Origin of the sequence: Sulfurimonas aquatica (genome assembly GCF_017357825.1) — a bacterium.
GTDB classification, from domain to species: domain Bacteria; phylum Campylobacterota; class Campylobacteria; order Campylobacterales; family Sulfurimonadaceae; genus Sulfurimonas; species Sulfurimonas aquatica.
On sequence record NZ_CP046072.1, the window covers coordinates 1434054 to 1458170 of the forward strand.

The 24117-nt window shown below is 34.3% G+C and carries 23 protein-coding genes; 9 read left to right on the plus strand and 14 right to left on the minus strand.

Annotated elements, in window-relative coordinates; all coding sequences use genetic code 11:
* Positions 1-27: 27 nt before the first annotated feature.
* Both uvrA and GJV85_RS06990 read right to left on the minus strand, forming a co-directional pair.
* Positions 28-2859: an excinuclease ABC subunit UvrA gene (gene uvrA / locus GJV85_RS06985; RefSeq protein WP_207560677.1), complete on the minus strand. Its 2832-nt coding sequence runs from the start codon at positions 2857-2859 to the stop codon at positions 28-30.
* Positions 2860-3597: a sulfite exporter TauE/SafE family protein gene (locus GJV85_RS06990; protein ID WP_207560678.1), complete on the minus strand. Its 738-nt coding sequence runs from the start codon at positions 3595-3597 to the stop codon at positions 2860-2862.
* Positions 3598-3739: 142 nt separating this feature from the next.
* On the opposite strand from GJV85_RS06990, the gene GJV85_RS06995 reads away from it, so the two are divergent.
* From GJV85_RS06995 to GJV85_RS07005, 3 genes are read left to right on the plus strand one after another with little or no spacing between them, the layout of a single operon-like run.
* Positions 3740-4168 (plus strand): chemotaxis protein CheX, encoded by a 429-nt coding sequence (locus GJV85_RS06995; RefSeq protein WP_207560679.1) that lies wholly within the window; start codon positions 3740-3742, stop codon positions 4166-4168.
* Complete coding sequence (gene fliN / locus GJV85_RS07000; RefSeq protein ID WP_207560680.1) at positions 4161-4502, plus strand: flagellar motor switch protein FliN; 342 nt, start codon at positions 4161-4163, stop codon at positions 4500-4502. Before GJV85_RS06995 ends, fliN begins: the two co-directional genes overlap by 8 nt.
* Positions 4499-5410: an LPXTG cell wall anchor domain-containing protein gene (locus tag GJV85_RS07005; protein WP_207560681.1), complete on the plus strand. Its 912-nt coding sequence runs from the start codon at positions 4499-4501 to the stop codon at positions 5408-5410. The genes fliN and GJV85_RS07005 overlap by 4 nt, the downstream gene beginning before the upstream one ends.
* A 20-nt stretch (positions 5411-5430) precedes the next feature.
* On the opposite strand, the gene GJV85_RS07010 is transcribed toward GJV85_RS07005, so the two are convergent.
* The 8 genes from GJV85_RS07010 to gltB form a co-directional block, all read right to left on the minus strand.
* Positions 5431-6570, minus strand: a complete 1140-nt coding sequence (locus GJV85_RS07010) for a hypothetical protein (RefSeq protein WP_207560682.1) — start codon at positions 6568-6570, stop codon at positions 5431-5433.
* Positions 6570-7520 carry a tRNA dihydrouridine synthase DusB gene (gene dusB, locus GJV85_RS07015; RefSeq protein ID WP_242689761.1) on the minus strand — a complete coding sequence of 317 codons (951 nt, stop codon included), beginning with the start codon at positions 7518-7520 and terminating at the stop codon, positions 6570-6572. The genes GJV85_RS07010 and dusB overlap by 1 nt, the downstream gene beginning before the upstream one ends.
* Positions 7521-7522: 2 nt before the next feature.
* Positions 7523-8548 carry a hypothetical protein gene (locus GJV85_RS07020; RefSeq protein ID WP_207560683.1) on the minus strand — a complete coding sequence of 342 codons (1026 nt, stop codon included), beginning with the start codon at positions 8546-8548 and terminating at the stop codon, positions 7523-7525.
* A gap of 10 nt (positions 8549-8558) precedes the next feature.
* The gene (dksA, locus tag GJV85_RS07025; protein ID WP_207560684.1) at positions 8559-8909 is read right to left on the minus strand and encodes an RNA polymerase-binding protein DksA; all 351 of its coding nucleotides are present in this window, start codon (positions 8907-8909) and stop codon (positions 8559-8561) included.
* A gap of 13 nt (positions 8910-8922) precedes the next feature.
* Complete coding sequence (locus GJV85_RS07030; protein ID WP_207560685.1) at positions 8923-9381, minus strand: 23S rRNA (pseudouridine(1915)-N(3))-methyltransferase RlmH; 459 nt, start codon at positions 9379-9381, stop codon at positions 8923-8925.
* A complete protein-coding gene (locus GJV85_RS07035; RefSeq protein ID WP_207560686.1) occupies positions 9378-9941 on the minus strand; it encodes a thiamine phosphate synthase in 564 nt (187 codons plus the stop codon). Before GJV85_RS07035 ends, GJV85_RS07030 begins: the two co-directional genes overlap by 4 nt.
* 1 nt (position 9942) lies before the next feature.
* Positions 9943-10785 carry an acetyl-CoA carboxylase, carboxyltransferase subunit beta gene (accD, locus tag GJV85_RS07040; RefSeq protein ID WP_207560687.1) on the minus strand — a complete coding sequence of 281 codons (843 nt, stop codon included), beginning with the start codon at positions 10783-10785 and terminating at the stop codon, positions 9943-9945.
* A gap of 367 nt (positions 10786-11152) precedes the next feature.
* Positions 11153-15586 (minus strand): glutamate synthase large subunit, encoded by a 4434-nt coding sequence (gltB, locus tag GJV85_RS07045; RefSeq protein WP_207560688.1) that lies wholly within the window; start codon positions 15584-15586, stop codon positions 11153-11155.
* Positions 15587-15711: 125 nt separating this feature from the next.
* Between gltB and recO the strand changes: the two genes are divergently transcribed.
* The gene (gene recO, locus GJV85_RS07050; RefSeq protein WP_207560689.1) at positions 15712-16329 is read left to right on the plus strand and encodes a recombination protein RecO; all 618 of its coding nucleotides are present in this window, start codon (positions 15712-15714) and stop codon (positions 16327-16329) included.
* Positions 16329-17411, plus strand: a complete 1083-nt coding sequence (locus GJV85_RS07055; protein WP_207560690.1) for a DNA alkylation repair protein — start codon at positions 16329-16331, stop codon at positions 17409-17411. Before recO ends, GJV85_RS07055 begins: the two co-directional genes overlap by 1 nt.
* On the opposite strand, the gene GJV85_RS07060 is transcribed toward GJV85_RS07055, so the two are convergent.
* Genes GJV85_RS07060 through GJV85_RS07070 form a run of 3 tightly spaced genes read right to left on the minus strand, consistent with a single transcriptional unit; the run spans position 17398 to position 20281 of the window.
* Positions 17398-17949: a class I SAM-dependent methyltransferase gene (locus GJV85_RS07060; protein ID WP_207560691.1), complete on the minus strand. Its 552-nt coding sequence runs from the start codon at positions 17947-17949 to the stop codon at positions 17398-17400. The genes GJV85_RS07055 and GJV85_RS07060 overlap by 14 nt on opposite strands.
* A gap of 13 nt (positions 17950-17962) precedes the next feature.
* Positions 17963-19093, minus strand: coding sequence for a carboxynorspermidine decarboxylase (nspC, locus tag GJV85_RS07065; RefSeq protein ID WP_207560692.1), 1131 nt, complete (start codon positions 19091-19093; stop codon positions 17963-17965).
* A gap of 9 nt (positions 19094-19102) precedes the next feature.
* On the minus strand, positions 19103-20281 hold the full coding sequence (locus GJV85_RS07070; RefSeq protein WP_207560693.1) for a saccharopine dehydrogenase family protein: 1179 nt from the start codon (positions 20279-20281) through the stop codon (positions 19103-19105).
* 209 nt (positions 20282-20490) lie between these two features.
* On the opposite strand from GJV85_RS07070, the gene GJV85_RS07075 reads away from it, so the two are divergent.
* The 4 genes from GJV85_RS07075 to GJV85_RS07090 are packed head-to-tail and all read left to right on the plus strand — an operon-like array spanning position 20491 to position 23171.
* Positions 20491-21723, plus strand: coding sequence for a porin (locus GJV85_RS07075; RefSeq protein ID WP_207560694.1), 1233 nt, complete (start codon positions 20491-20493; stop codon positions 21721-21723).
* 9 nt (positions 21724-21732) lie between these two features.
* A complete protein-coding gene (locus GJV85_RS07080; protein ID WP_207560695.1) occupies positions 21733-22257 on the plus strand; it encodes an FMN-binding protein in 525 nt (174 codons plus the stop codon).
* Positions 22258-22734 carry a hypothetical protein gene (locus GJV85_RS07085; RefSeq protein WP_207560696.1) on the plus strand — a complete coding sequence of 159 codons (477 nt, stop codon included), beginning with the start codon at positions 22258-22260 and terminating at the stop codon, positions 22732-22734.
* Complete coding sequence (locus GJV85_RS07090) at positions 22725-23171, plus strand: hypothetical protein (protein WP_207560697.1); 447 nt, start codon at positions 22725-22727, stop codon at positions 23169-23171. The genes GJV85_RS07085 and GJV85_RS07090 overlap by 10 nt, the downstream gene beginning before the upstream one ends.
* On the opposite strand, the gene GJV85_RS07095 is transcribed toward GJV85_RS07090, so the two are convergent.
* Positions 23121-24107: an FAD:protein FMN transferase gene (locus GJV85_RS07095; RefSeq protein ID WP_242689762.1), complete on the minus strand. Its 987-nt coding sequence runs from the start codon at positions 24105-24107 to the stop codon at positions 23121-23123. The genes GJV85_RS07090 and GJV85_RS07095 overlap by 51 nt on opposite strands.
* Between the last annotated feature and the right edge of the window lie 10 nt (positions 24108-24117).

Consider the following 24117-nt stretch of genomic DNA (forward strand, 5'->3'; position numbering starts at 1 on the left):
AAAGAAAAAAAGTAATGCTATTGGGCATTACTTCTTATGTAGCGCCAACTCTTTTTTAAGATACTCACCTGTAAATGAGCCAGTTGTTTCGTATGTACTAGCCAGCTCTTCCGGTGTTCCTTCTGCAATGATAAGTCCACCACCGGAGCCACCTTCTGGCCCCATATCTAAAATATAATCAGCATTTTTAATCATATCTAAGTTATGTTCTATAATTAGCATAGAGTTTCCAAGTTCAACAAACTTATGAAGAACGCCAGTAAGTCTATCTACATCTGCAAAGTGAAGACCTGTAGTTGGCTCATCTAGTATATAGAGAGTCTGACCCGTATCTTTACGACTTAACTCTTTAGAGAGCTTTATACGTTGTGCTTCACCACCAGAGAGTGTAACGGCATTTTGTCCTAGCGTTATATATCCAAGACCAACGTCTACAAGGGTTTTCATCTTCAAGTTTATTTTTGGAATGGGAGCAAAAAACTCAAAAGCTTCATCAACACTCATATTTAAGACATCAGAAATAGTCTTGCCCTTGTAAAATACTTCCAAAGTTTGCGGATTGTATCTTGTTCCACTACAAGAGTCACATTTAACCATGATATCTGGTAAGAAATGCATCTCTATTTTATTTTGCCCTTCACCCTGACACTTCTCACATCTTCCACCTTTTACGTTAAAACTAAAACGCGAAGCTGTATATCCTCTAATTTGTGACTCTTTAGTTTGAGAAAAAAGATTTCTTATCTCATCCATAACGCCAGTATAGGTTGCAGGATTTGAGCGAGGCGTTCTACCTATTGGGCTTTGATCAAGGTAAATTACCTTATCGACATGTTCAAGACCAGTTATTTCAACGCCGGCTACTTTATTTACTTTTCTAGCATGGTTTAAAAGTTCACGCGCCGTTGGAAGAAGAGTTTGTAACATAAGTGAACTCTTACCACTTCCACTTACACCCGTAATACAAACAAAGTTATTTAAAGGGATTTTTGCCGATAAGTTATTTATATTGTTAAGAGTTACATTTTTAATCTCTATAAACTTATCTTGCTTGCGTCTATAAAAGTACTCTATTTTTTTTCTTCCATAAAGGTAGTCAGCAGTTAATGTTTTTGCTTTTTTAAGCTTGTCTAGAGTGCCACTAAAAACAACTTCACCACCAAACTTCCCTGCTCCACTTCCTATGTCAACAATAAAATCTGCATTTTCAATAGTCTCTTTATCATGTTCAACAACTATAACGCTATTACCTTTTTCTTGAAGGTTTCGAAGCGTTCTTATAAGCTTGAGAGTATCTCGTTCATGAAGACCTATGCTTGGCTCATCAAGTACATACATTACGCCAGTTAAGCCAGAACCAATTTGTGAGGCTATACGAATTCTCTGAGCCTCTCCACCACTAATAGTTCTAGCGTCACGCCCTAAAGTAATATAACTTAGGCCAACATCATATAGGAAGTATAAACGCTCTCGTATCTCATTTAGAATTGGTGCTGCTATCTGCTCAGACTGCTCATCAAAATTGGAGAAATTATCCTCTGCCGCAAACCACTCGTAAGTTTTTCCAATTGGCATATCAAGAAGTTCCGCTATACCTTTGTTTCCAACTCTAACAGCAAGAGACTCGCGTTTAAGTCTATGAGAATCACATATATTACATATCTTCTCACTCATATAATCACCTAGCTCTTTTTCATCCTTAAACATGTCATACGCTATGCGAATAATTCCAGGGAAAAGTCGTTTGACTTCATGGTTTTTCCATAAAAAACTTACCTCTTCTATATTTCCATGTAGAATTGCTTTTTTCTGATGCTCTTCTAGTTCCGAATATGGAACCGTTATATCAATATTATTATGGGCACAAAAGCCTTTTAAAAATGTAAAGTAGTAGCCCTTGTTAAAACCATAAACAATTTTAACGGCGCCCTTTTCTATACTTAAGTCTCTATCTATAATTTTCTCTTGATCAAGAGCATAACGCAAACCTAGACCATCACACTCACTACAAGCACCCTTAGGAGAATTAAATGAAAATGAGAGAGGTTCTAATGGGTCAAAACTTATTTTACAGTCAAAACAAGCATTATGTTCAGAATAGTGAATGCTTGACTCTTTTATACCTAACTCATCATGGTTAAGTATGTCTATTTCAAGTTCGCCATAACTCTCTTTAAGTGCTTTTTCAACATCAGCAGCTATTCTTTCTTTGTTTTCTTCTTTTACTACAACTCTATCAATAACCACTTTAATAGTATGTTTTTTAGTTTTAGAGAGCTCTATCTCTTCATCTAAACGCACCATAACTCCATCTATCATCGCACGAACATAACCCTTATGCACAAGGGATTCTAGCATGTCGGCATATGCGCCTTTTTTTTCACGTACAAGTGGAGCCAAAAGTACAAGTTTTGCGCCCTCAGGAAGTTTTGCAACCTCACCAATTATGTCCGAAGCTGACATTTGTGAGATAACTTTTTGACACTTATGACAGTGCTGCACGCCAACTCGAGCATACAAGAGTCTAAAGTAATCATATATTTCCGTAATTGTTCCAACAGTCGAACGTGGATTTTTTGAAGTAGTTTTTTGATCGATAGCTATGGCTGGAGTAAGACCTTCAATCTTATCAACGTCTGGTTTTCCAACCCTATCAAGAAACTGTCTTGCATAAGAGGAGAGTGACTCCATGTATCGGCGTTGTCCTTCTGCATAGAGAGTATCGAACGCGAGTGTAGATTTTCCACTTCCACTTAGACCTGTCATAACTATTAGTTCATTTTTAGGAATGGTTAAGTTGATATTTTTTAAATTGTTTTCTCTAGCACCAGTAATTACAATTTCATCTTTTTTCTTCATTTATACTCCAAAAATTCTATATATTAAATATGTGACTATCATTATGTAAAAAAGCATTAACAATCTTTTTTGTATATTAGGACTTACAATGTGTTTAAAATGTATCCCAATATAGACTCCCAATAAAGAAGCAAGACCTATACTCACACCAGTTTGATAATCAATATGATCATGCAAAGAGTGTGAAATCAATCCAGCTATTGAAGAAAATACCACAAAAAAGAGGCCCGCTGAAGTAGCCTTAGCAATAGGTACATGTAAAAACCCCACAAGTATTGGAACAAGTAGTAAGCTTCCACCAACTCCAATAGTCATACTTATAGTACCAATAAAAAAACCAATAACAAGCAGTAAAGGCTTATTATTTAAAGTTTTTTCTTCAAGACCTTCCTCTCTTTTTACAAAAAGTCTAATAAGAGCAAATATTGTAAAAGCTAAAAACAGTATCTCTAAAGTCTCACTAGAAAACATAAATGTAATCGATCCACTAAAGAGTGCTCCAATAAATCCACCTAAGCCAATAGTGGTGATCATAACTAGATCAAGCGTACCTTTTTTGTTGTTTAAATAACTTCCATAAAGTGAGCCAAATACCATCTGAACAACTGAGATTCCTATAGCAACTTTTGTATCAAATCCAAGGATAAGGAGCATAGGAACTAAAATAGTTCCTCCACCAATACCAAAAAAACCAGACATTGAACCAACAATAATTCCAAGTATAATTAATTCAAACATTGGGTTCCCTAAACATATATGGAATTATAACTCATTAAGTCTTTAGGATAGCTCTAAAAATTACTAATTATGCATAGAGTATTTAATTTTGCTTTGTGTTTTAATAAAGTATAATAATTCATAATAAGCTAAAAGGTATAAAATGTTCAAAACTATCGAGGATGCTTCCATAAACTTTTGTATACATCAACTTCGTGAGAACCATCTACTAAAAGATGGTATAAGTGATAAGAGAACACTTATTGCTTACATAGATATAAACATAGAAGATGATACAAAACATAGAGTCTATATAGCTTCCGATGAGAGCTTTATGCAAAAGGTCTCTAAAATATTTTTAGAAGAAGATGAAAGTGATGAAGAGACACTTATTGATATGAGTTTAGAGACTGCAAACTTAATTATCGGCAGTGCTAAAGTTCTAGCTGAAGATAGTGATACTTTGTCTTATGCAATAAGCACACCGCATTTTGAAAAGATTGGTGTTTTTGACTTTGCATATGATCATGCCAAAACAATTGTAGTAGAAGATTCAGAATTAACTATAGCCATTAAGGAATTAAATGTCTAATCAAGATAAGCATAATGCGACTCACAAAGAACACCCTTACAATAGAGAAGAAGAACTTGCATGGATGGACTACTCTGGAATATTAGACATGGAAGTAGAGTTTGTCTCAGATTTAGGTGAAACTGAGCTACCTGTAAGAGAAATTCTTAAACTTGAAAAAGGCTCTATTATAGATCTAAAAAAACCTGCTGGAGAGAGTGTTGAGTCCTATGTAAATGGGCGTATACTTGGTAAAGGTGAGGTTATGGTATATGAAAAAAATCTTGCCATTAGAATAAATGAAGTACTTGATTCAAGTGCGGTACTATACCACCTATCTAAAGAGAGACTATGATTAAATTCCTACTTTTTATTATCCTTCCTTTTTCACTTTATGCTTCAAAAATTTTAAGTTACAATATTTATGAGAGAACTGATAGAGCGGATGTAATGATCACATTTGACACTCCGTACAATGGAATTATTAAGCAGAGTAAAAGTCAATCACAACTAATAATTAAGTTAGAAAACGCATCTATAGAATCTGCAAGGAACAAGCGAGTATCTTCTGATTTTCTTCACTCTATAGCTATTACACCAATGAAAAACCTAACACAAATAGTTGCTTTAGTTACTCCTTCCACAAAATTAATAGTTTCTAAAACTGCCGATGCTTACGGCCTAAGACTTAGGTTTACGAACAAGGTTGTTAATGAAAAAAATCCCACAACTGAAGAGAAGCCTACTTCTTTATCAGGACTTCCAACAAAGCCAGAAACTGAAATCTCAACAAGCTACTACTTAGTGATTGGCTTATTGATCATAGGAATTATTTTTCTTTTAGTTATTAAGAAGAAGGTACAAAACGCAGGAAATGTAAAACCCCAAGATTCATGGTTATTTAAATCAACGCAAAACACTGCAGAGACTACAACTCCTCAAGATAGTTCAAATAGCAGTGAGCAAAATGTATCTATTAGATTTCAAAAAACTATTAATAGCACAAATAGTGTTGTAATGCTAGACTTTGGAATTGAGAGTTATTTGGTTCTTATGGGAAATAGTAATATTTTACTAGATAAATTTCATGATAATAAACCAACAAATCAAGAGGAGTTTGAGTCTATCTTGCAAAATAGACATCAGGAGTTAGAAGATTTTCTAGGTACAGGAGACTCTGACTCTTTTACAAATAATAAAAAAGAGCCTCTACAAGCATACAAAGAGAGAGCAGCCTCACTAATCTATAGCGAAGAAAACTAAAAGTTTATTTTCTTTAGCTATTAATCGGTAGAGTTTCTCTCGTATCTTTCTTTTAAAAGTTTTCCAATTGTCTCCAAATTAGCTAAACTAAGCTCATAAGAGTTATCCATCTGTTTATTTGTATGAAAGACTTCTGTCACTGTAATTCCATAAGGATCTTTCTTCTCTTTAGTAATTTTTTCATCATCAAAAGTATATAAAAATAGAACTTTTCTAGCAGTTTGAATATAGTATGTCAGTACAATTTCGTCAGAGTGCTTTTTCTCTAGTGCAACAACAACTCTTTGATCCTCTTTATAATCACCAGTTAAGTTAAGGAGTTTTTTTCCATTTTCAATATTTAAATATCCTATATAGAATTTATTATAAAGGTCTTGATATCTTTGAATTTTAAAACTCATTAAAAAATTCATATCTATAATAAATTTTTTATTTGCTCTAATAGTTTTTGTAATCCATGACATAGTGTTATAATATCTAAAAGGGTGAAGCTTTAAAGTATGTGCTTCTATCATATTTGGTGCTTTTATCTTCACCTTTGGAAGAAGTTCTCGTTTTTCTTTGGCTCTAATATATGCAAGTACATCAGCCGCTGAAAACTCATTTGTGAACCACACCTTACAATACGATGGAAATTGCTTAGCGCCCGTAGCACCATCATTTAAAATAATAAGTGCTTTTATCTCATAATTTGGAAAAATAATTTCCAGGAGTGCTTTTTTCTTTCTTAGTCGACGACGCAACTTTAAGACTGACTTAACAAGTGTCATCTCCACAAAATAGAGTTCATTCTTTGTAGTCACAAACATTGCGTCAAACTCACTAATTTCTCTACTTTTTGTTCTATAAACTATCTGCTCTTTTTCGCTTATGGAGAGAGTATTTGCATATGCTTTATGTTTATTTTGATGAAAACCTTTAAGAACAAACTTCTCTATATAGTCATTTTCTTTTGCATAACGCAGAAGTTTTTCATATACAAAATTTTCAAACACTTCACCTTCAAAGGAGCGGTAAGAACTAAGAAACGCTGGATCCTCTTCATCAATTCCTTTACGGATTAATGATAAAAGATGCTTTGTATTGTAGTCATAATGGAAAAGATTATCAGCTATATCAAAGTTATCAAGTTTTCTTATTGACTTAGACATTTCTAACATTATGTAGCCATTTCGTTGTTTTTGAAGAAACTATCTATAGTCTCTCTGTATTCGTTAATATCATTGATGTTGTTCACCTCATTTCTAAGTACAGAAGCACCTTTATAGCCCTTTGAGTACGTATGTGTATGTTTTCTAAACATCGGTACACCAAAGTCTCCATAAAACTCTATCATCTTATCGAAATGCTCCATTATTATTTCATGCTTTAATGCAGCATCAATATGTTCTTTACCCGTACGAAGTTGATGAAATATCCAAGGAGAACCAACTGCACCACGACCAATCATAACACCATCAGCACCAGTATGTTCAAGTACCCACTTAGCCTTTTCATATGAATCAATATCTCCATTGGCAATAACTGGTATAGAGACAGCTGCTTTAATCTCTCTAATAGCATCATAATCAACAGCTGCTTTAAACTTGCCAACACGAGTACGTCCATGAACTGCTAAAAAATCAGCCCCACTCCCTTCCACTACTTTTGCTATTTCAACATGATTTTTTTCTTCAAATCCAAGTCTAATTTTGACACTTGTTAGCTCTTTATTTGAAGTCTCTTTCATAGTTCTAATAATATCACTCATAAGAGGTAAGTTATTGAGTAAAGAACTCCCACTACCATGTCCAACAACCTTTGGTACAGGGCATCCACAGTTTAGATCTAAGATATCTATTCCATCATGTTCATTGAGTATCTCAACAGCCTGTCTTACTATATCTATATCTGAACCAGATATCTGAACTGAATAGGGATCCTCTAAGGAACTTTTTTCAAGCATATGCAATGTTTTTTTAGACCCATGAGCTAAAGCATTTGAGCTAAGCATTTCACTAACTGTTAAATCTGCACCAAATTTTTTCACAACACTTCTAAAAGGGAGATCTGTAAAGCCCGCAAGAGGGGCTAATACATAAATAGGATTATTAAAGGAGAGGTTTTTCAAACTTATATACTAAAGAAGAGTTCTATGTTAAAGTGATGTCCACACTCTTTAAGAGCCCTATATGCCTTAAAGTCTAGATATTCATCAGGTTGTGATATTTGTAGTAGAGAGTCAATGGCCTCCATCATCTCTAAATCAAAAAGTGTGTAAAGGTATGCATCCATAACTATCTCTTTTTTATCACTTAAACGCTCAAAAAGTTTAATTCTTTGATCTGGCAACATTCCACCATGTGATAGTGTTTCTGAGAGTTTAATATAATCTTCTCTTGTCAATTCTAGCTTTTCAAAAAGTGATAAAAGTTCATCTGTTGAGATAGCTAAAGTAAACTCATCTGCATTAACACGTGCTAAAAGAGGGTATAGAGACTCTTTAGTTAAAAGTGCTTTGTACTTTTCAACAGATGAGAGTGGAGCAGTTTTTACAAAATCCACAAAAACATCTTTTCTCAAGGTTTCACTATATTTTGATGAATGAGAAAGTATAGTATCTGCTGATACTTCACCAGCTTTATATCTATTTCTCTCATTTTGAATCACCATCTCGTTTTCAATCGATAAATTATACTCTTTAAGATCTACAACCTTAGAGTTTTTTATATCTTCTATCGCTTGTAACACAGTGTCTATTTTAGTGTTATTTGTTTTCCCTACTATATTGCTATTTGGAAATATAGTAGTATTTTCTAAAAGTGTTCCAAGAATCTTATATTTTTCTGTTTTAAAGTTATAACTTCTGCTTTTTTTACCAAGATAAGTATCTGAAATAGCATCAATTATTTTCTCATGGTCTTTCTCATACTTGCGAAGGTTTAGTGTTCCCATAATAGAGTAAAAGGTCATATGTAATACACTCGCAATATAGAGCACAAAAATAGGTAAAACAACCCATATCGCAATGGACAATGATGGCATTGGAATGCCAAAGAAATCAATACTAACTGTCTCTTGTGTAATATATGTATGTACGAATGCACCTACTAAAGTCATTAGCAATAAAGCAGCTATTGTATACCTTTTAATCTGCATGTTTAACCTTTTATTTAGTTTTTTCCACTATTTCTCTACAATCGATACAGTATATCGCATGTGGCTTAACTTTAAGTCTCTGAAACCCAATATCATCTTCACACATCTGACAAATTCCATAATCATTATGAGAGATTTTACTTAAAACTACTTCTATTTCTTGAAGTTCTTTCATCTGTTGTCGAACTATTGCACTCTCAATCATAGAGTTATTATTTACAGCAGCATAATCACCTTCATCATTTAACTCTAATGAATTAAGTTGATTTAACTCATCATTCACACCATTAATATTTTTATTAATTTGATCTTTACGACCTTCTAGTATCTCTTTAAAATAGTTTAACTCACTTGCTTGCACTTATGTTTCCCTTTTACTTATGATATGGATGATTACTCAGAATAGAGAAACCTCTATAGATCTGTTCGAGTAAAACAGCCTTTGCAATCTTATGACTCATAGTGATATTTCCTAAACTTATAACAGAATCACTTTTGTTTAAAAATTCATCCTCAAAGCCATAGGCTCCACCTATGAAAAATTTAATCGACATTTTATCATTTAATAGCTTACTAAACTCAAAACTATCGATTAATTTTCCATCAGGATGCAATGTGACACTATATCCACTATTAATATGTGACTCTAATGCCTTTGTATATGCCCTTTGTGAGGCATCTGGGGAAATAGTGTGTGCTTTTGTTACATCTTTAGAAAATATTTCAGTATCTGTCACTTTTGCAAAGCGAGAAATCATTTTTATAAGATCTTTATAGAGAGGGTCATAGATACTCTTCTCTTTTTTTGCAATAGAGACTATTTCTATATTCATTTTAAGAGACCACTTCCTATAACATTATAAGTGATATTTTCTAAATTATCATCTAAATTAACACCACCAATAGCTCCAACAAGGTGTTTTGAAAATGAAGCAATTTTTTCTATATCTGAACCTAATACACCACTGATATCTTTTTTTGTTGATGTGTTTCTATATGCGCCTAGACCTATATAATTTAAATCCATATCATTTGCCATAAGGACTTCTTCTTTGTTGTGAGTAGATATGCCAAGGATTTTTTCAGACTTTATAACGCTACGAAGAATTTTCACAGCCTTAAATATATCTTCATCTATTTTCAATAAATCTTCTTGACCAACATGAACGCCATCGCAAAATTCAATAAGTTCATATGCATCATTAATAATCAAAAATCCGTCATAAATTTTACGAATGTTAATAAGTTGCTGTTTTATATATGCAATGTCGGCATTTTTATTTCTATATTGTATTATCTCTGCATTATGTTCTTTAGCGATATTTACGAAATATTCTACAGAGAGACCTCTGCTATCAAGCATTTCTTGATCACATAAGGCATAAAGTTTCATTTTAAACTTTTAATAAAGTTAGTAAATCTGATAGAGTTTTTTTAAGCTCATTTCTATTTACAATCATATCTATAGAACCCTTTTCAAGTAAGAACTCCGCACGTTGAAATCCATCTGGTAATGCAGAGCCAATAGTCTGCTCTATAACACGCTGTCCTGCAAAACCAATAAGAGAGCCCGGCTCTGCTATGATTATGTCTCCAAGGGTAGCAAATGAAGCGCTAACACCTCCCATAGTAGGGTCCGTCAGTACAGATATATATGGAAGATTATGACTAGCAAGTTTTGCCAATGCTGCTGATGTTTTGCTCATTTGTAAAAGTGAAAACGTTGACTCTTGCATTCTAGCGCCGCCAGAAGCACTTAAGATTATTAATCCCTCACGGTTTTCAATTGCGCGAGATACTGCACGAACAATTTTTTCACCTTCAACTGAGCCTAAAGAGCCACCCATAAATGCAAAATCAAAAATAACTAATTGTGCTGAAACACCATTCATTTTACATGAACCACTTACTACTGATGATTTTCTACCAGTTTTAGCAAAAGCTTCTTCTACTCTTTTTGTATATGGTTTAGAATCAACAAACTTAAGTGGATCAACAGGTTCTAGCGATGCATCATACTCTACAAATGTATCTTCATCAGCTAAAAGTGCTAATCTCTCTTTAACGCCAATACGAATATGAAAACCACACTTAGGACAAACATAGTTCTGATTTTCAACCTCTTTGTAATACATAGTTGACTGACATGACTTACATGTAATCCATTGTGCAGATGCTTCTGCTTTAACAGGCTGTTTGTTATCAAAAGTTTTATGAAAAAGGTCAAGTAGGTTCAAAAAAAATCCTTAAATTATATAAATAACATTTATTATAGCTAATATATACTTGTTTTATAGAATTTTGATTTTATTTTTAAGAAGGAAGTAACCTCTATACTCACAATATATGAGTATAGATTTGTAGTTTATTTAAGTAGAGAGTTACTTAGTATAGCATGCTGTATTTGACCGATTAAGAACAGTAATTACAACTAAGTTGGTAGCTCTTAAACAGATACTGCTAGTATATACATTAGCAGTTAAAGTTTCATAAGTCTCTTCATTTATAATAATCCCACCCCATGCATTTGTCTTTATATCATTCTGTATAAAAGTGATATAAAAGAATCAAATCCAGGTAACATTATAACAATAGAGGTATTTACTATTCCCCTCTTTTACTAGCTTCTAAGGTAGGTCTAGCACCTCTTGGAATTATCATCCATATTTTTCTAACTTCACTTCTGAAGCTATGTAGAATATCTTGTGCTTTTTGACTTCCTGTTTTGGCAACAAAGTCTTTAAGAAGATTTTTAAGCTCAAACATATCTGCGTCAAACTCATCATTATCAATTCTAATTGCTTCTACAAGCTCTGTATTGATCTTTTCGTAGAATGTTCTATCTTCATCATAAACAAATGCTTTACCACCAGTCATACCAGCACCAAAATTATTACCAGTTTTACCGAGTATTACAACTGTTCCACCTGTCATGTATTCACATGGATGATCTCCAGTACCTTCAACTATAGTAGTAGCCCCAGAGTTTCTTACTGCAAACCTTTCACCGACTTGACCATTGATATAAAGAGAACCACCCGTTGCACCATAAAGACAAGTATTTCCACCAAGTGCAAACTCTTGACCACTATTTTCTGCTGTAATAACAATGTTTCCGCCGTTCATACCTTTACCAATATAGTCATTACCAGCACCATATATGTTGATGTTGATTCCCTTAGTCATAAACGCACCAAGTGATTGCCCTGCTACACCTTTCATGTTTAACGTAATAGTATTGTCAGGTAATCCATCATTTCCATATCTTGAAGCGATCTCACCTGAAATTCTTGTAGCAAAACTTCTATTTAAGTTAGAGATCTCTTTTTCTAATACTATTGGTTTTACTGGATTTTCAATTGTAGGAAGTAACTCTTGAATAATCTCTTTTTCATACTCATTCTGATCATAAGGCTCATTAAATGGAACCTGACAAGTGTTTACACCCTCAATTCTATAAATCAATGATTCAAAGTCGAATTTCTTAGCAAACTCATCATCAATAACTTTAAGAAGATGATCTTGACCCACAATCTCTTCTAAAGATTTATATCCAAGTGATGCGAGAATTTCTCTAATATCCTCAGCCAAAAGAGTAAAGTAGTTAATAACCTTCTCTACGTTACCTTTAAATTTTGCTCTTAGTTTTTCATCTTGAGTGGCAACACCAACAGCACATGTATTCATATGACAGACTCTAAGCATTATACATCCAACGATTACAAGCGCACCTGTACCAAATGCATACTGTTCAGCACCAAAAATAGCAGCTTTAACAACATCTAAACCGGTTTTTAAACCACCATCAGTTTCTAGTGTCACTTGTCCTCTTAAGTTATTTACCTTAAGAGAGTTATGTGCTTCAGAGAGACCAAGCTCCCATGGATTACCTGCAAACTTAGCAGATCCAATAGGTGCAGCACCTGTACCACCGTCTCCACCTGAGATAATGATCTTATCAGCATATGCCTTAGCAACGCCAGAAGCAATTGTCCCTACACCTGCGGAAGAAACAAGCTTAACCGCAACTTTTGCTCTAGGGTTAGCTTGCTTGAGATCATAAATCAGCTGAGCTAAATCTTCAATTGAGTAAATATCATGGTGTGGTGGAGGTGAAATTAATGTAACACCAGGTTTTGTAAATCTAAGTGTTGCAATAAGTGGAGATACCTTTGATCCAGGTAACTGTCCACCTTCACCAGGTTTTGCACCTTGAGCAACCTTGATTTGTAACTCCTCGGCAGATTGTAAATATTCTGGAGTAACTCCAAATCTACCAGAAGCGACTTGCTTAATTTTAGAGTTTCTATTGCTTTTAAGTCTCTCTTTTGCTTCACCACCCTCACCTGAGTTTGATTTTCCACCGATTGTGTTCATAGCTTCCGCTAAAGTTTGATGAGCTTCTTGTGAAATAGAACCCATAGACATAGCTGCAGTAGAAAATCTTTTAAAGATTTCAGATATCGGCTCAACTTCATCAACTGAAATCGCTTTTCTATCGCTTTTAAGTTCAAAGAAATCTCTAATAAACTTTTTATCTCTTCCATTAACTAGTTCTTTTAGTTTATTCCAATCTTCTTTCTTAGCTGATATCGCAGCATCTTGAATTGCAGCGATTGTTGCTTTAGAATAATCATGAAATTCTTCACCTTTTCTATATTTATAATACCCGCCTTTATACAAGCCTTTGGCTTTACCTTCAAATTCACCTGTAAATGCTCTTTTATGATTAGCGTTTAATCTCTCATCAATATCTTCATAACCTAGTCCTGCTAAGAGTGAGATGCTTCCATCAAAACAATCACCTACAACTTCATTGCTTAAGCCAATGACATCAAAAAGGCGAGAGTTTTTATATGATGAAAGAGTTGAAATTCCCATTTTAGACATAATCTTTGAAAGACCAGCACCCATAGCACGTCTGAATCTTCTTAGGTTAAAAGAAATATCATCTGCATACTCTGTACCTTGCGCTATTTGCTCAACTGTGTAGTAAAGCAAGTAAGGGAATATAGCTGAAGCTCCATATGCAATCATACAAGCAGCTGAATGTGGATCAAAAACTTCTCCAGTAGCTGCAACGATACTTACTAAGTGTCTCAGTTTCGCATCTAATAGTCTTTGGCTCATGCATCCAATTAACATTAACATAGGGATTACTTTATTCTCGGGACTTAAATCTCTATCGTCTAAAATAATAGTTCTAACACCATTGTCTCTTACATCCACTATAATTTTTTCGATTAAAGCGTCAAGAGAGCCTTTAAGGTCATTAGTGTATATTGTTGAATATTTACCAACCTTATATGCTGGATCATATTTTGAACAAGTTTCATCACCAAACTCTTGCAGAATCATAAACTTTTCTTTAGACATAATTGGAAGTACTGTTTTAAGTCTCTTTCCATGTTCTGCGTCATCTATAAGAATATTTCTTTTTTCTCCAAAGCCGGTATTTAAACTCATTACAGTTTTTTCACGAATAGAATCAATTGGTGGATTTGTAACTTGAGCAAATTTCTGCTTGAAAAAGTCTGTAAAATTTCTTTGCTCAGTTGAGAAGGCTGCAATTGGAGTATCGTCACCCATTGAACCTGTTGTCTCTTTACCCTCTTTTAGCATTGGCCCAATTACTTGTTTATTTAACTCTTGAGTATAGTTGAAATAGCGCTGTTTTGCTTCCATCTCACTCTCTTCAAACTCACAATCTTCAAAATCAGCTGTAATTGCATGCTCTTGAAGATAAGACATATTATCAGAGAGCCATTTGTCATAGTTATGCATACTTTTAAGGTGTTCGTTAATGTCTTCATTTTTAAGTACTTTTCCGTACTTAAGGTCGATTCCGATCATCTCTCCTGATTGAAGTCTTCCTCTCTCTGCAACATCCTCTTCTGGTAACTCTAGTACGCCATATTCAGATGAGATTAGCATTCTATTATCAGTTGTACGGATATATTTAGCCGGTCTTAAACCATTTCTATCGATAACACATCCGACATATCTTCCATTTGTCAAACTTACTGCAGCTGGCCCATCCCATGGCTCAAAACAAGCACTTGCATACTCATAAAAAGCTCTAAGCTTTGAATCCATAGCATGATCATTATGCCAAGGTGCAGGAATAAGAGAGCGAGCCGCTTTAAAAAAGTCTACTCCATTTACCTGTAAAAATTCCATAAAGTTATCTAAACTAGCGGAATCGCTCATACCGTCTTGAATAACATCCGTAAGTTTACTCATCTCTTCATCTGTAAATATTCCAGACTCAACGGCTGCCATCTTCATTTTTACATTAAATCTATTTGCCGTGACTGAGTTAATCTCACCATTATGTGCAATAGTTCTAAAGGGTTGCGCAAGTTTCCATTGTGGTAGAGTGTTTGTTGAGAATCTTTGGTGAAACAGACAAAAAGAGATTTTAAAATCTTCCGATGCCAAATCTGTGTAAAACTCCTTGATATGCGTTGGCATAACAAGACCTTTATATGATACTACTACCGTTGAGAATGATGGGATATAAAATGTTTTGTCATCTTGTAATTTTGCCTCAATCTCTTTTCTTGAAAGATATACGAGTGCGTCTAGTCTTTCAGTAGCAACTGGAGAGTCTGGTACAACAAAAAGCTGTTTGATAGTTGGTAGCATCTTTAATGCTTGAGCCCCTAGTGCATCAGTATTAATAGGTACTTCTCTTGTGTAGATAACTTTAAGATCGTTATTTTTACATACAGACTCTATAACGTCAAAATCACTTTCGTTGTTTGAAAACACCATTGCTACGGCATACTCTTCAGGAACGTTTATACCATTTTTTAAAAGTTCTTTTTCAAAAAATGATTTTGGCATAGAAAGCAATAAGCCAGACCCATCTCCTGTTTTACCATCTGCCGCTACCGCACCTCTGTGCATCATTCTTGATAATGAAGTTACTGCATCTTCTAAGTTTCTATGAGTAGGCGTGTTGTCTATTGAAGCTAATAGTCCAAATCCACAGTTGTCTTTAAAAGAAGTTAATAAATCTAAATTGCATCCCATTTGTATTCCTTCTTGATTATATGTAGGTAATTATTTTTATATTCTATAGTGATATTAAGATATAATAAGTAGAGAAGGATAACTTAAAAAGCATTAAAACAAGGTTAACTTGGTATACTATCTATATGCAAGGTTTTATAATTAATCTTAACAAAGTTAAAGATGAAGATCTAATAGTTACAGTTTTATCTAAGGGAAACTTAGAGACCCTTTATAGATTCTATGGAGCTCGTCATGGAACTATCAACATAGGTTTTAAAATAGATTATGAGATAGAACCCTCTTCAAAATCTACAATTGGAAGACTCAAAGATGTCATTCATATTGGTTTTAAGTGGATAAATGACTATAAACTCCTGCGTTTATGGCAAGACTTCATCTCTCTTTTTCACAAACATTTAAAAGATGCTGAGGACATTGGTTCATTTTACTTTGAACTTATAGATAACGCCTCAAATGAATGGAATAAACAAAACCCTAAACGTGTCGCAGTGGAAGCCTATGTTAAACTGCTTGAACATGAGGGTAGACTACATACAGAAGCATATTGCTTTTTATGCTCAAAAGAGATTACTGGAGACATATCTCTTATAAGAGCTTTTTTACCCACTCATCACAACTGTACACACACATTGGGAATGAATCAAAAAGCCCTTAAAGAGTTATACGAAAATAAATCTTCGCTATTTTTAAACGATAAAGAAGTTGATAGACTTTGGAGTGTTTTGATGGAAGGGCTTTAATGGCTGAGTTATTAAAGAATTTATACAATAAAGAGTATATGACACTTTTAGCAAATACCATAGAAACTGAATTTATTTCATTTGACTCAGATAATTTTCTGCAGAGTATTTTTTTTGATAATTGGCAAAACCTAGAACTGAAACAGAGGATGAGACACATTTCGACTACTTTGGGAGAGTATTTACCAAAGGACTATAGTAAAGCGATAAATATTCTTCAAAATGTATTTAAAAAAATGAACAATGCTTATGCACTTGAAAACATGATATTTCAAGATTTTGTTGAAGTCTATGGGTTAGAGAAGTTTGATATCTCCATAAACGCTCTTGGAGTTTTCACAGTTGGATCTTCGTCTGAATTTGCCATTCGTACTTTTATACTAAAGTATCCCCAAGAAGCCATGGAGAAAATGCTCCTTTATGCTAAGTCTGATAATGAACATCTACGTAGATTAGCAAGTGAGGGTTCCCGCCCTCGCCTACCTTGGGCAATATCACTTCCTTTATTTAAAAAAGAGCCTCAAAGAGTTTTAGAAATCCTTGAAATATTAAAGGATGATGAGAGTGCCTATGTCAGGAAGAGTATTGCAAATAACTTAAACGACATCTCTAAAGATAATCCAGAGCTTGTTAAAGAGATAGCGTCTTCATGGATTGGAGAGAGTAAAAATAGAGATATGCTTTTAAAACATGGGTGTAGAACACTTTTAAAACAGAGCGACAGAGAAACTCTAGAGCTTTTTGGATATTCTAAACCAGACTTTATAAATATTCTAAACTTTCAATATAGTACGGAAGTAGAAATGGGAGAGGCGTTAAACTTCTCATTTAATATCGTAAGTGAGAAGAAATTAGGAAAATTGAGAGTTGAATATGCTATATATTTTTTAAGAAAAAATCAACAACGCAATAAAAAAGTATTCAAAATTTCTGAATTTGACTCACAAGAAAAAGAGAAACGTTTTCTTAAAAGCTACTCTTTTAAACCTATAAGTACTCGCGTTTATTACAGAGGTTTACAAAAACTATCCATCATAATCAATGGAATAGTCTTTAAAGAGGTTGAGTTTACGCTTTTCTAGCCACAAGTGAGGCTACACGAGTCTTTTCACCTCTTAAGTTAACATCGTCATGCTCTTCATAGTAAATAATATCAAGACCTATAAAGGCATGAAGCAATTCATTTTTACGGAGTAAGTACTCTGGATTAGATGGCTGTTGAAAGTCACCGTGAGCAACTATAAAAGTTTCAAATATAAGTAGCCCTCCACTTTTTAACGTCTCTTTAATCTGTGGTAAAAGTCTTCTATTTAAGTAGTTAATATTAATGATTAAATCATATTTATTATACTCTAAATTATACTCATCTAAATCCGCTTCTATCTTAGTAATCGTAGCTAGATTTTTAATCTCACTCAAGGCATAATCACTAAAGTCCACAGCGTCTACTAAAAAGCCTTTTTCAGCCATAAAGTGAGTATTTCTACCTATGCCACAAGCGATATCAAGTGCATTGCCAACCGTCGCTCTATCTATATACTTCTCAACTATTGGCTCTATACTATGTCTCATAGGTTGTTCTACGTGGCGTTTATTCCAGCGTTCTTTATCTTCGTACATCTATTGTCCTTTTTTAACTAAGTCTATTTTTATACTCTTCATACCCGAACTCTTTTATAATATCTAAAGTTCCGTCTTTGCGTTTAATAGCCAAAGATGGTAGCTTTATACCATTAAAAGTTGTATTTTTTACAAACGTATAGTGAATTTGATCTTCAAAAATAATTTTATCGCCAATTTGCAATGGTTTATCAAAAGAGTACGAGCCCATTATGTCACCCGCTAAACAAGTATTTCCACCTAGTCTATAAGTATGTTTTTTCTCTTGCGCTTGACCACTCTCTCTTACGTCAGCACGGTATGGCATTGCTAAAGTATCTGGCATGTGAGCTTCTGCTGAAGTGTCAAGAATTGCAACTGCCATCTTATTCTCAAAAACATCAAGTACGGATGAAACAAGAAATCCTGTCTGCCATCCCACCGCTTCCCCAGGTTCTAAATAGACTTTTACGTTATATTTTGAAGAAAACTCTTTGATTAACCAAATAAGTTTCTCTATGTCATAGCCTTTTTTTGTTATGTGATGCCCACCACCAAAGTTAATATACTCTAGTTTATCAAAGTATTTTGAGAAATTACTTTCAAAAGCCAAAAGAACCTCTTCTAGCTCATCTGCACCCTGCTCACACAGGGCATGAAAGTTGAGTCCATCGATGTATTCTAATACGCTTTCATCAAAGTTGTCTATGGTCGTACCTAGTCGTGAGTAGAGTCCACATGGATTATAAATATCAACGGGAGATGAAGATACTTCTGGATTTATCCTAAGAGAGAGACTTATATTTTGATTTATACTTTTTACTCTATCTTTAAATCTCAAAAGTTGCGATGGCGTATTAAAAACTATATGATCAGATATTTTAGCTATCTCATCGATATCTTCATCTTTAAACGCAGGAGAATAAGTATGTACCTCTTTTTGAAACTTTTCTTTTGCAAGTAGCGCTTCATGAAGTCCACTAGCGGTACAGCCATGAAGATATTTACTTATAAGAGGAAATGTTGCGTGCATCGCAAAACCTTTGAGAGCTAAGATAATCTTAGCCCCACTCTTCTTTTGTACGTAATCAAGCAGCTGAAGGTTCTTTTCTAAAAGTTCCTCTTCACATACATAGCATGGTGTTTTAATATCTTCTAAATTCACCCTGTACTCTTATAGTTCTTTAATTTTCCAAGGAAGCCCTTGAACGTTCAACTCATCCATAAATACGTCAGGGTCAAACTCTTCCATATTGTAAACGCCAACCCCACTCCATTTACCCTCTAGCATGAGCTTAGCACCTATCATTGCCGGAACTCCCGTAGTATAAGAGACTGCTTGAGAGTTTACCTCTTTAAAGCACTCTTCATGATCACTTACTTGATAGATGTAAATTTTTTTACTCTTACCATCTTTGATACCCTCTGCCACTATTCCTATGTTTGTCTTGCCTTTTGTTCGAGGCCCAAGTGAAGCGGGATCTGGAAGTAGCGTTTTTAAGAACTCTATAGGAACTATCTTTTGTCCCTTATGCTCTACCTCTTTGATACCAAGCATTCCAACGTTTTCTAAGCACTTCATATGCGTAAGGTAACTCTCTCCGAACGTCATAAAAAATCTTATGCGCTTAAGCCCTTTAATATGCTTTACTAAAGACTCCATCTCTTCGTGGTAGAGAAGATAACTCTCTTTTACGCCAACTTCAGGATAATCCCATGGCATGTGTATCTGCATTGGGTCAGTCTCTATCCATTTGCCATTTTCCCAGTAACGTCCATTAGCAGAAACTTCACGAAGATTTATCTCAGGGTTAAAGTTTGTAGCAAATGGATATCCATGGTCTCCCGCGTTACAATCTAAAATATCTATAGTATGTATCTCATCAAAATAATGCTTTTGAGCGTATGCGCAAAACACGTTTGTAACGCCAGGGTCAAAACCACTCCCAAGGAGTCCCATAATCCCAGCTTCTTTAAACTTCTCATCTCTCTCCCACTGGAGTTTATACTCAAACTTTGCCTCATCTGGGTGTTCATAGTTAGCCGTATCTAAGTATGGTGTTTTAGTCGCTATACATGCATCCATAATAGTTAAGTCTTGATAAGGAAGAGCCACGTTTATAACTATGTCTGGATTTACCTCTTTAATAAGAGCGATAATTTCCTCAGTTTTATCCGCGTCTAAAGCTTTTGTAACTATATCCGCGTTTGGAAGTTCTCTTCTTATCTCTTCACATCTCTCTTGCGTTCTACTTGCTAAAACAATTTTTCCAAAAGTTTTTACATTCTGTACACACTTATGTACAACTACGCGACTAACCCCACCAGCACCTATTATCAACGTTGTTTTCATTATTTTTCTCTTGTAAGTTTCTCTAGGGTATTCCCCTATTAGTAATTATATTATATCAAATAATATCTACGTTTCTTAAAAGATTTTTAAATAATGATAATAATTATCATAACTATTCACATTTTAAAAAAATATTTGTAAAATTCGCTCAACAATTGATTTTGATAGTAAATATCATAATCATAAAATATAAAATTAGGAATTAAAAAATGAAAAACACTACACTTTCTTTACTCGCTTGTGCCCTTATGGCGTCATCTTCTCTTATGGCTTCAAATGAGACTGACATAAAAGCGTTAAAACAAGAGATTAATGATTTAAAAGAGATTACTCAGAGCCTTATTGATGAGACGAGCGATTTAAAAACTGGTTTTAACTACACTACAGTAGATCCAACAAAGTCTCATAGTGGTCTTGGAGCTGCCGCTTCTAAGGTTTACTACTCAAAGTCTCCACTTAGTATTGGTGGTTATGGAAAAATGGACTACTCATTCTCTTCAAATGAAGGCGCCGCTGATACGGATTTAATCGACGTGTATAGATTTATACCTTACATTGGTTATAAATTTACAGATAACATCATTATGAATACTGAAATTGAGTTTGAACATGGAGGAAGTAAAGATGGAGCCGCTGGTGATGGTTATGTAATCATCGAGTTTATGTATCTTGACTTTTTAAGAAATGCAAACTTTAACGTTAGACTTGGTAACCAATTAATGCCAATGGGTCTAATCAATGAAAAACATGAGCCAACTCTTTTTACAACTGTTCAAAGACCAAATACGTCTAAAAAACTCATCCCTTCAACATGGCATGAAAATGGAGTTATGGCATATGGACAAATAACTGATAACGTACTCTATAAAATAGGTGCTTTTTCCGCTCTTGATTTAACTATGGGTGCGGGTGAAGGAAATGACTGGTTAAGAGATAGTCGTATAGGCTCATTTAGAAATCAAAACAGACTTGGCTTGGCTATTGTTGGTCGCTTAGACTATACGGGCATTGACGGTTTATTTATTGGAGCGTCTGCATACAATGACACTGACGTAACTATGATAGATGCGCATTTTGATTATAATAATAATGACTTTAGAGCCTATGGCGTTATAACGCAGACAACTCGTGAAGATGCGCCTACGGGAGAGCCACAAAAGGCTAAAGGTGGTTTTGTAAACATAGGATATGATTTACGTTCACTCTTCGCCTCTAACAATAAAATGCCAGTTTTTGCTCAGTTAGAGAGTGTCTCAGCTCAAGATGAGTTAGCTGGTGGTGGCTCAGTTGAGTCAACTGATACCTTAACTATAGGTATAAATTACTTTCCTCATGAGCAAGTAGTCCTAAAAGCCGACTATGCGATGAATAAAGACAACTCTAAAGCGAGTAATATTGATGAAAAAGACATCTTTAGTCTCTCTATGGGATTCATATTCTAAGGATTTTTAATGAAAAATATATATGTTTTTTTACTTTTATCCTTAGCGCTTCCACTGAGCGCTAAGGTACTCATCTCTCCTTTAGACGCTATGAAAGATGTTTACGGGCAAGACTCAAAAGTAGTTAAAAAAAATATTATGCTCTCAAAAAGTAAGTTTGAGAGCATACAAAAGAGTGCCGAAGTAAAGCTCTCCACTAAAATATATAGAATATTCACTGCAACCAAAGATGACAAAGTCCTAGGTTATGGCGTTCTTGTAAATAATAAAGTACGTTCTAAAAATGCAGTTGTACTTTACTTTATATCTGAAGATATTTTAAAAAGTATAGAGGTTATCGCATTTAATGAGCCTCAAGAGTATATCCCTACAAAAACATGGAATGATCAGTTTAGAAATATAGATACTGACAATATGCTTCTTTTAAATCGTGACATACCTACTATTACTGGAGCAACTTTGAGCGCTAGAAGCATTACCGATAGCTCAAGGGTGGCATTTAGTATATATAATGAACTTCTAAAGGATAAGTAAGTGCGCTTTACTCTCATAAAAGATTTAAGAGAAGATAACACGATGAAGCCTGTCCTAGGTGGGCTTCTTTTTTTTATACTACTTTATCTTATTTTTGATATTTTTGTTAAAGAGAGTAGTATGGGCTTAACTTTTACTACTCTCATGAATACCTTAGTGGGAAATGAAGAGGAGTTTATTGACCCTATGAGTAAATCTTCATTTTTAGAGTACATTCACATGGAAGTATTTTTTTCTATGATGATACTTCTCACGCTGAGTAGCGCCTTTATACGCTTATCATCAAAAGGTAGACACACTCTTCTAGTTTTAAATATTGTAATGATATGTGCCCTCTTCTCTTTGCTAGCATTAGTTCTATCTTACTTCATAAGTAGTGATTTTATCTACCCTTATATAGTTAGCTTTTTGTCTTGGCATATACTTGGCGTCTATATGAGCTTGTACTCACTCTTTAGGTTATACTCTTGCAACTAATTTACAAATACGCCATTTTATATTTTTTACTTTTCTCCTTAGCGCTACTAGTAAGCGGTTTGGTAATCTTTGATGATAAGATAGGACTCTCCTATCAATCCGTACTCGATTATTACTTGGGGAACGAAGAGAAGTTTATAGTTGCTAAATCGCCACAAGGGCTACTCAAAATAATCCTACCGCATATATTTTCTTTTGGACTATTTGTAATGGTAATACTCCATTTTCTGGCGTTTACTAAGCATGCTAAAAATAAAAACGTATCGATACTGATTTATGCAACGTTTTTTGTATCTTTTTTAGAGTTAGCTAGTCCATTTTTAATTCTACAAGGAGTTGAGTTTTTTGCATATGTAAAAATTATCTCTTTTGTGACGTTCGAGTTTTTAATTCTCTATGCGCTTTGGCTTGTTTTTGATAGCATCATTAATGACTAAGTCTTTAACATACTCTTTTATATTTTCACTCACCACAAGCTTTCTATCTCTCTCAAGTATTATATACGCGATATTTAAGCCATCTAAGAACTTATAAGCTTGCTTCCTTGGCATAACGCTTACGGCGGTGGCATAAGCGTCTAAATCACTACTTTTTAGCTCAGAGATAAGAGTAATGGATATAAAGTTATCTTGAGACTCTTTTGTTTTAGGATTAATGAGATGGTTGTTTTTCATCTGCTTTACATAACGGTTATAGTTTCCACTCGTACTTACTCCCATCTCCTCTTTTAAAGTCTCAAACTCTGCAAATGGTTCATCTGAAAATGGGTTTTGTACATTTATAGTGCATGAGCCTAAACAACGAATGTCTCCACTTAGCGCGATAACCGCATAGCTAACTGATTTTTCTTTTAAATAGTCACTCACCTTATCTACTCCAAAACCTTTTCCCATGCCACCTAAGTCTATCTTAACCCTCGCATCTATATGAGCCTCTTTTTTATTAAACGCCAAACTATTTAAAGAAGTGTCACTCCTTCTTAACTCATCCCTTGATGGAACTCTCTCATCTTCTCCAAATCTATACAAATCCTTTGTAATAGAGCCTATTGCAACGTTAAAGTAACCATCTGTAATTTTTGCATACTCTAGACCCAAACAGAGCGCCTCATAAGAGTAACTGTCCAATGTGGCTCTTTTGTTTTTGTTTAGAAGTGAGATTTGTGAGGATTTTTTATATGAAGAGAGTGAGTTTTCTACTTCATTTAGTATTTCAAACGCAGGCTTAAAATGCCTTTTGTTATTTTCTTCAAGTGAGAGTGTGACTATAGTTCCCATAAGTACTTTTGACTTGCTCACTACGTCTGCGTTTACATCTAAAAAAAGAAAGAACGTAGCCAGAAAAAGAGCTTGAGTTTGACGTCTGTAACTCATAAAGTCTACT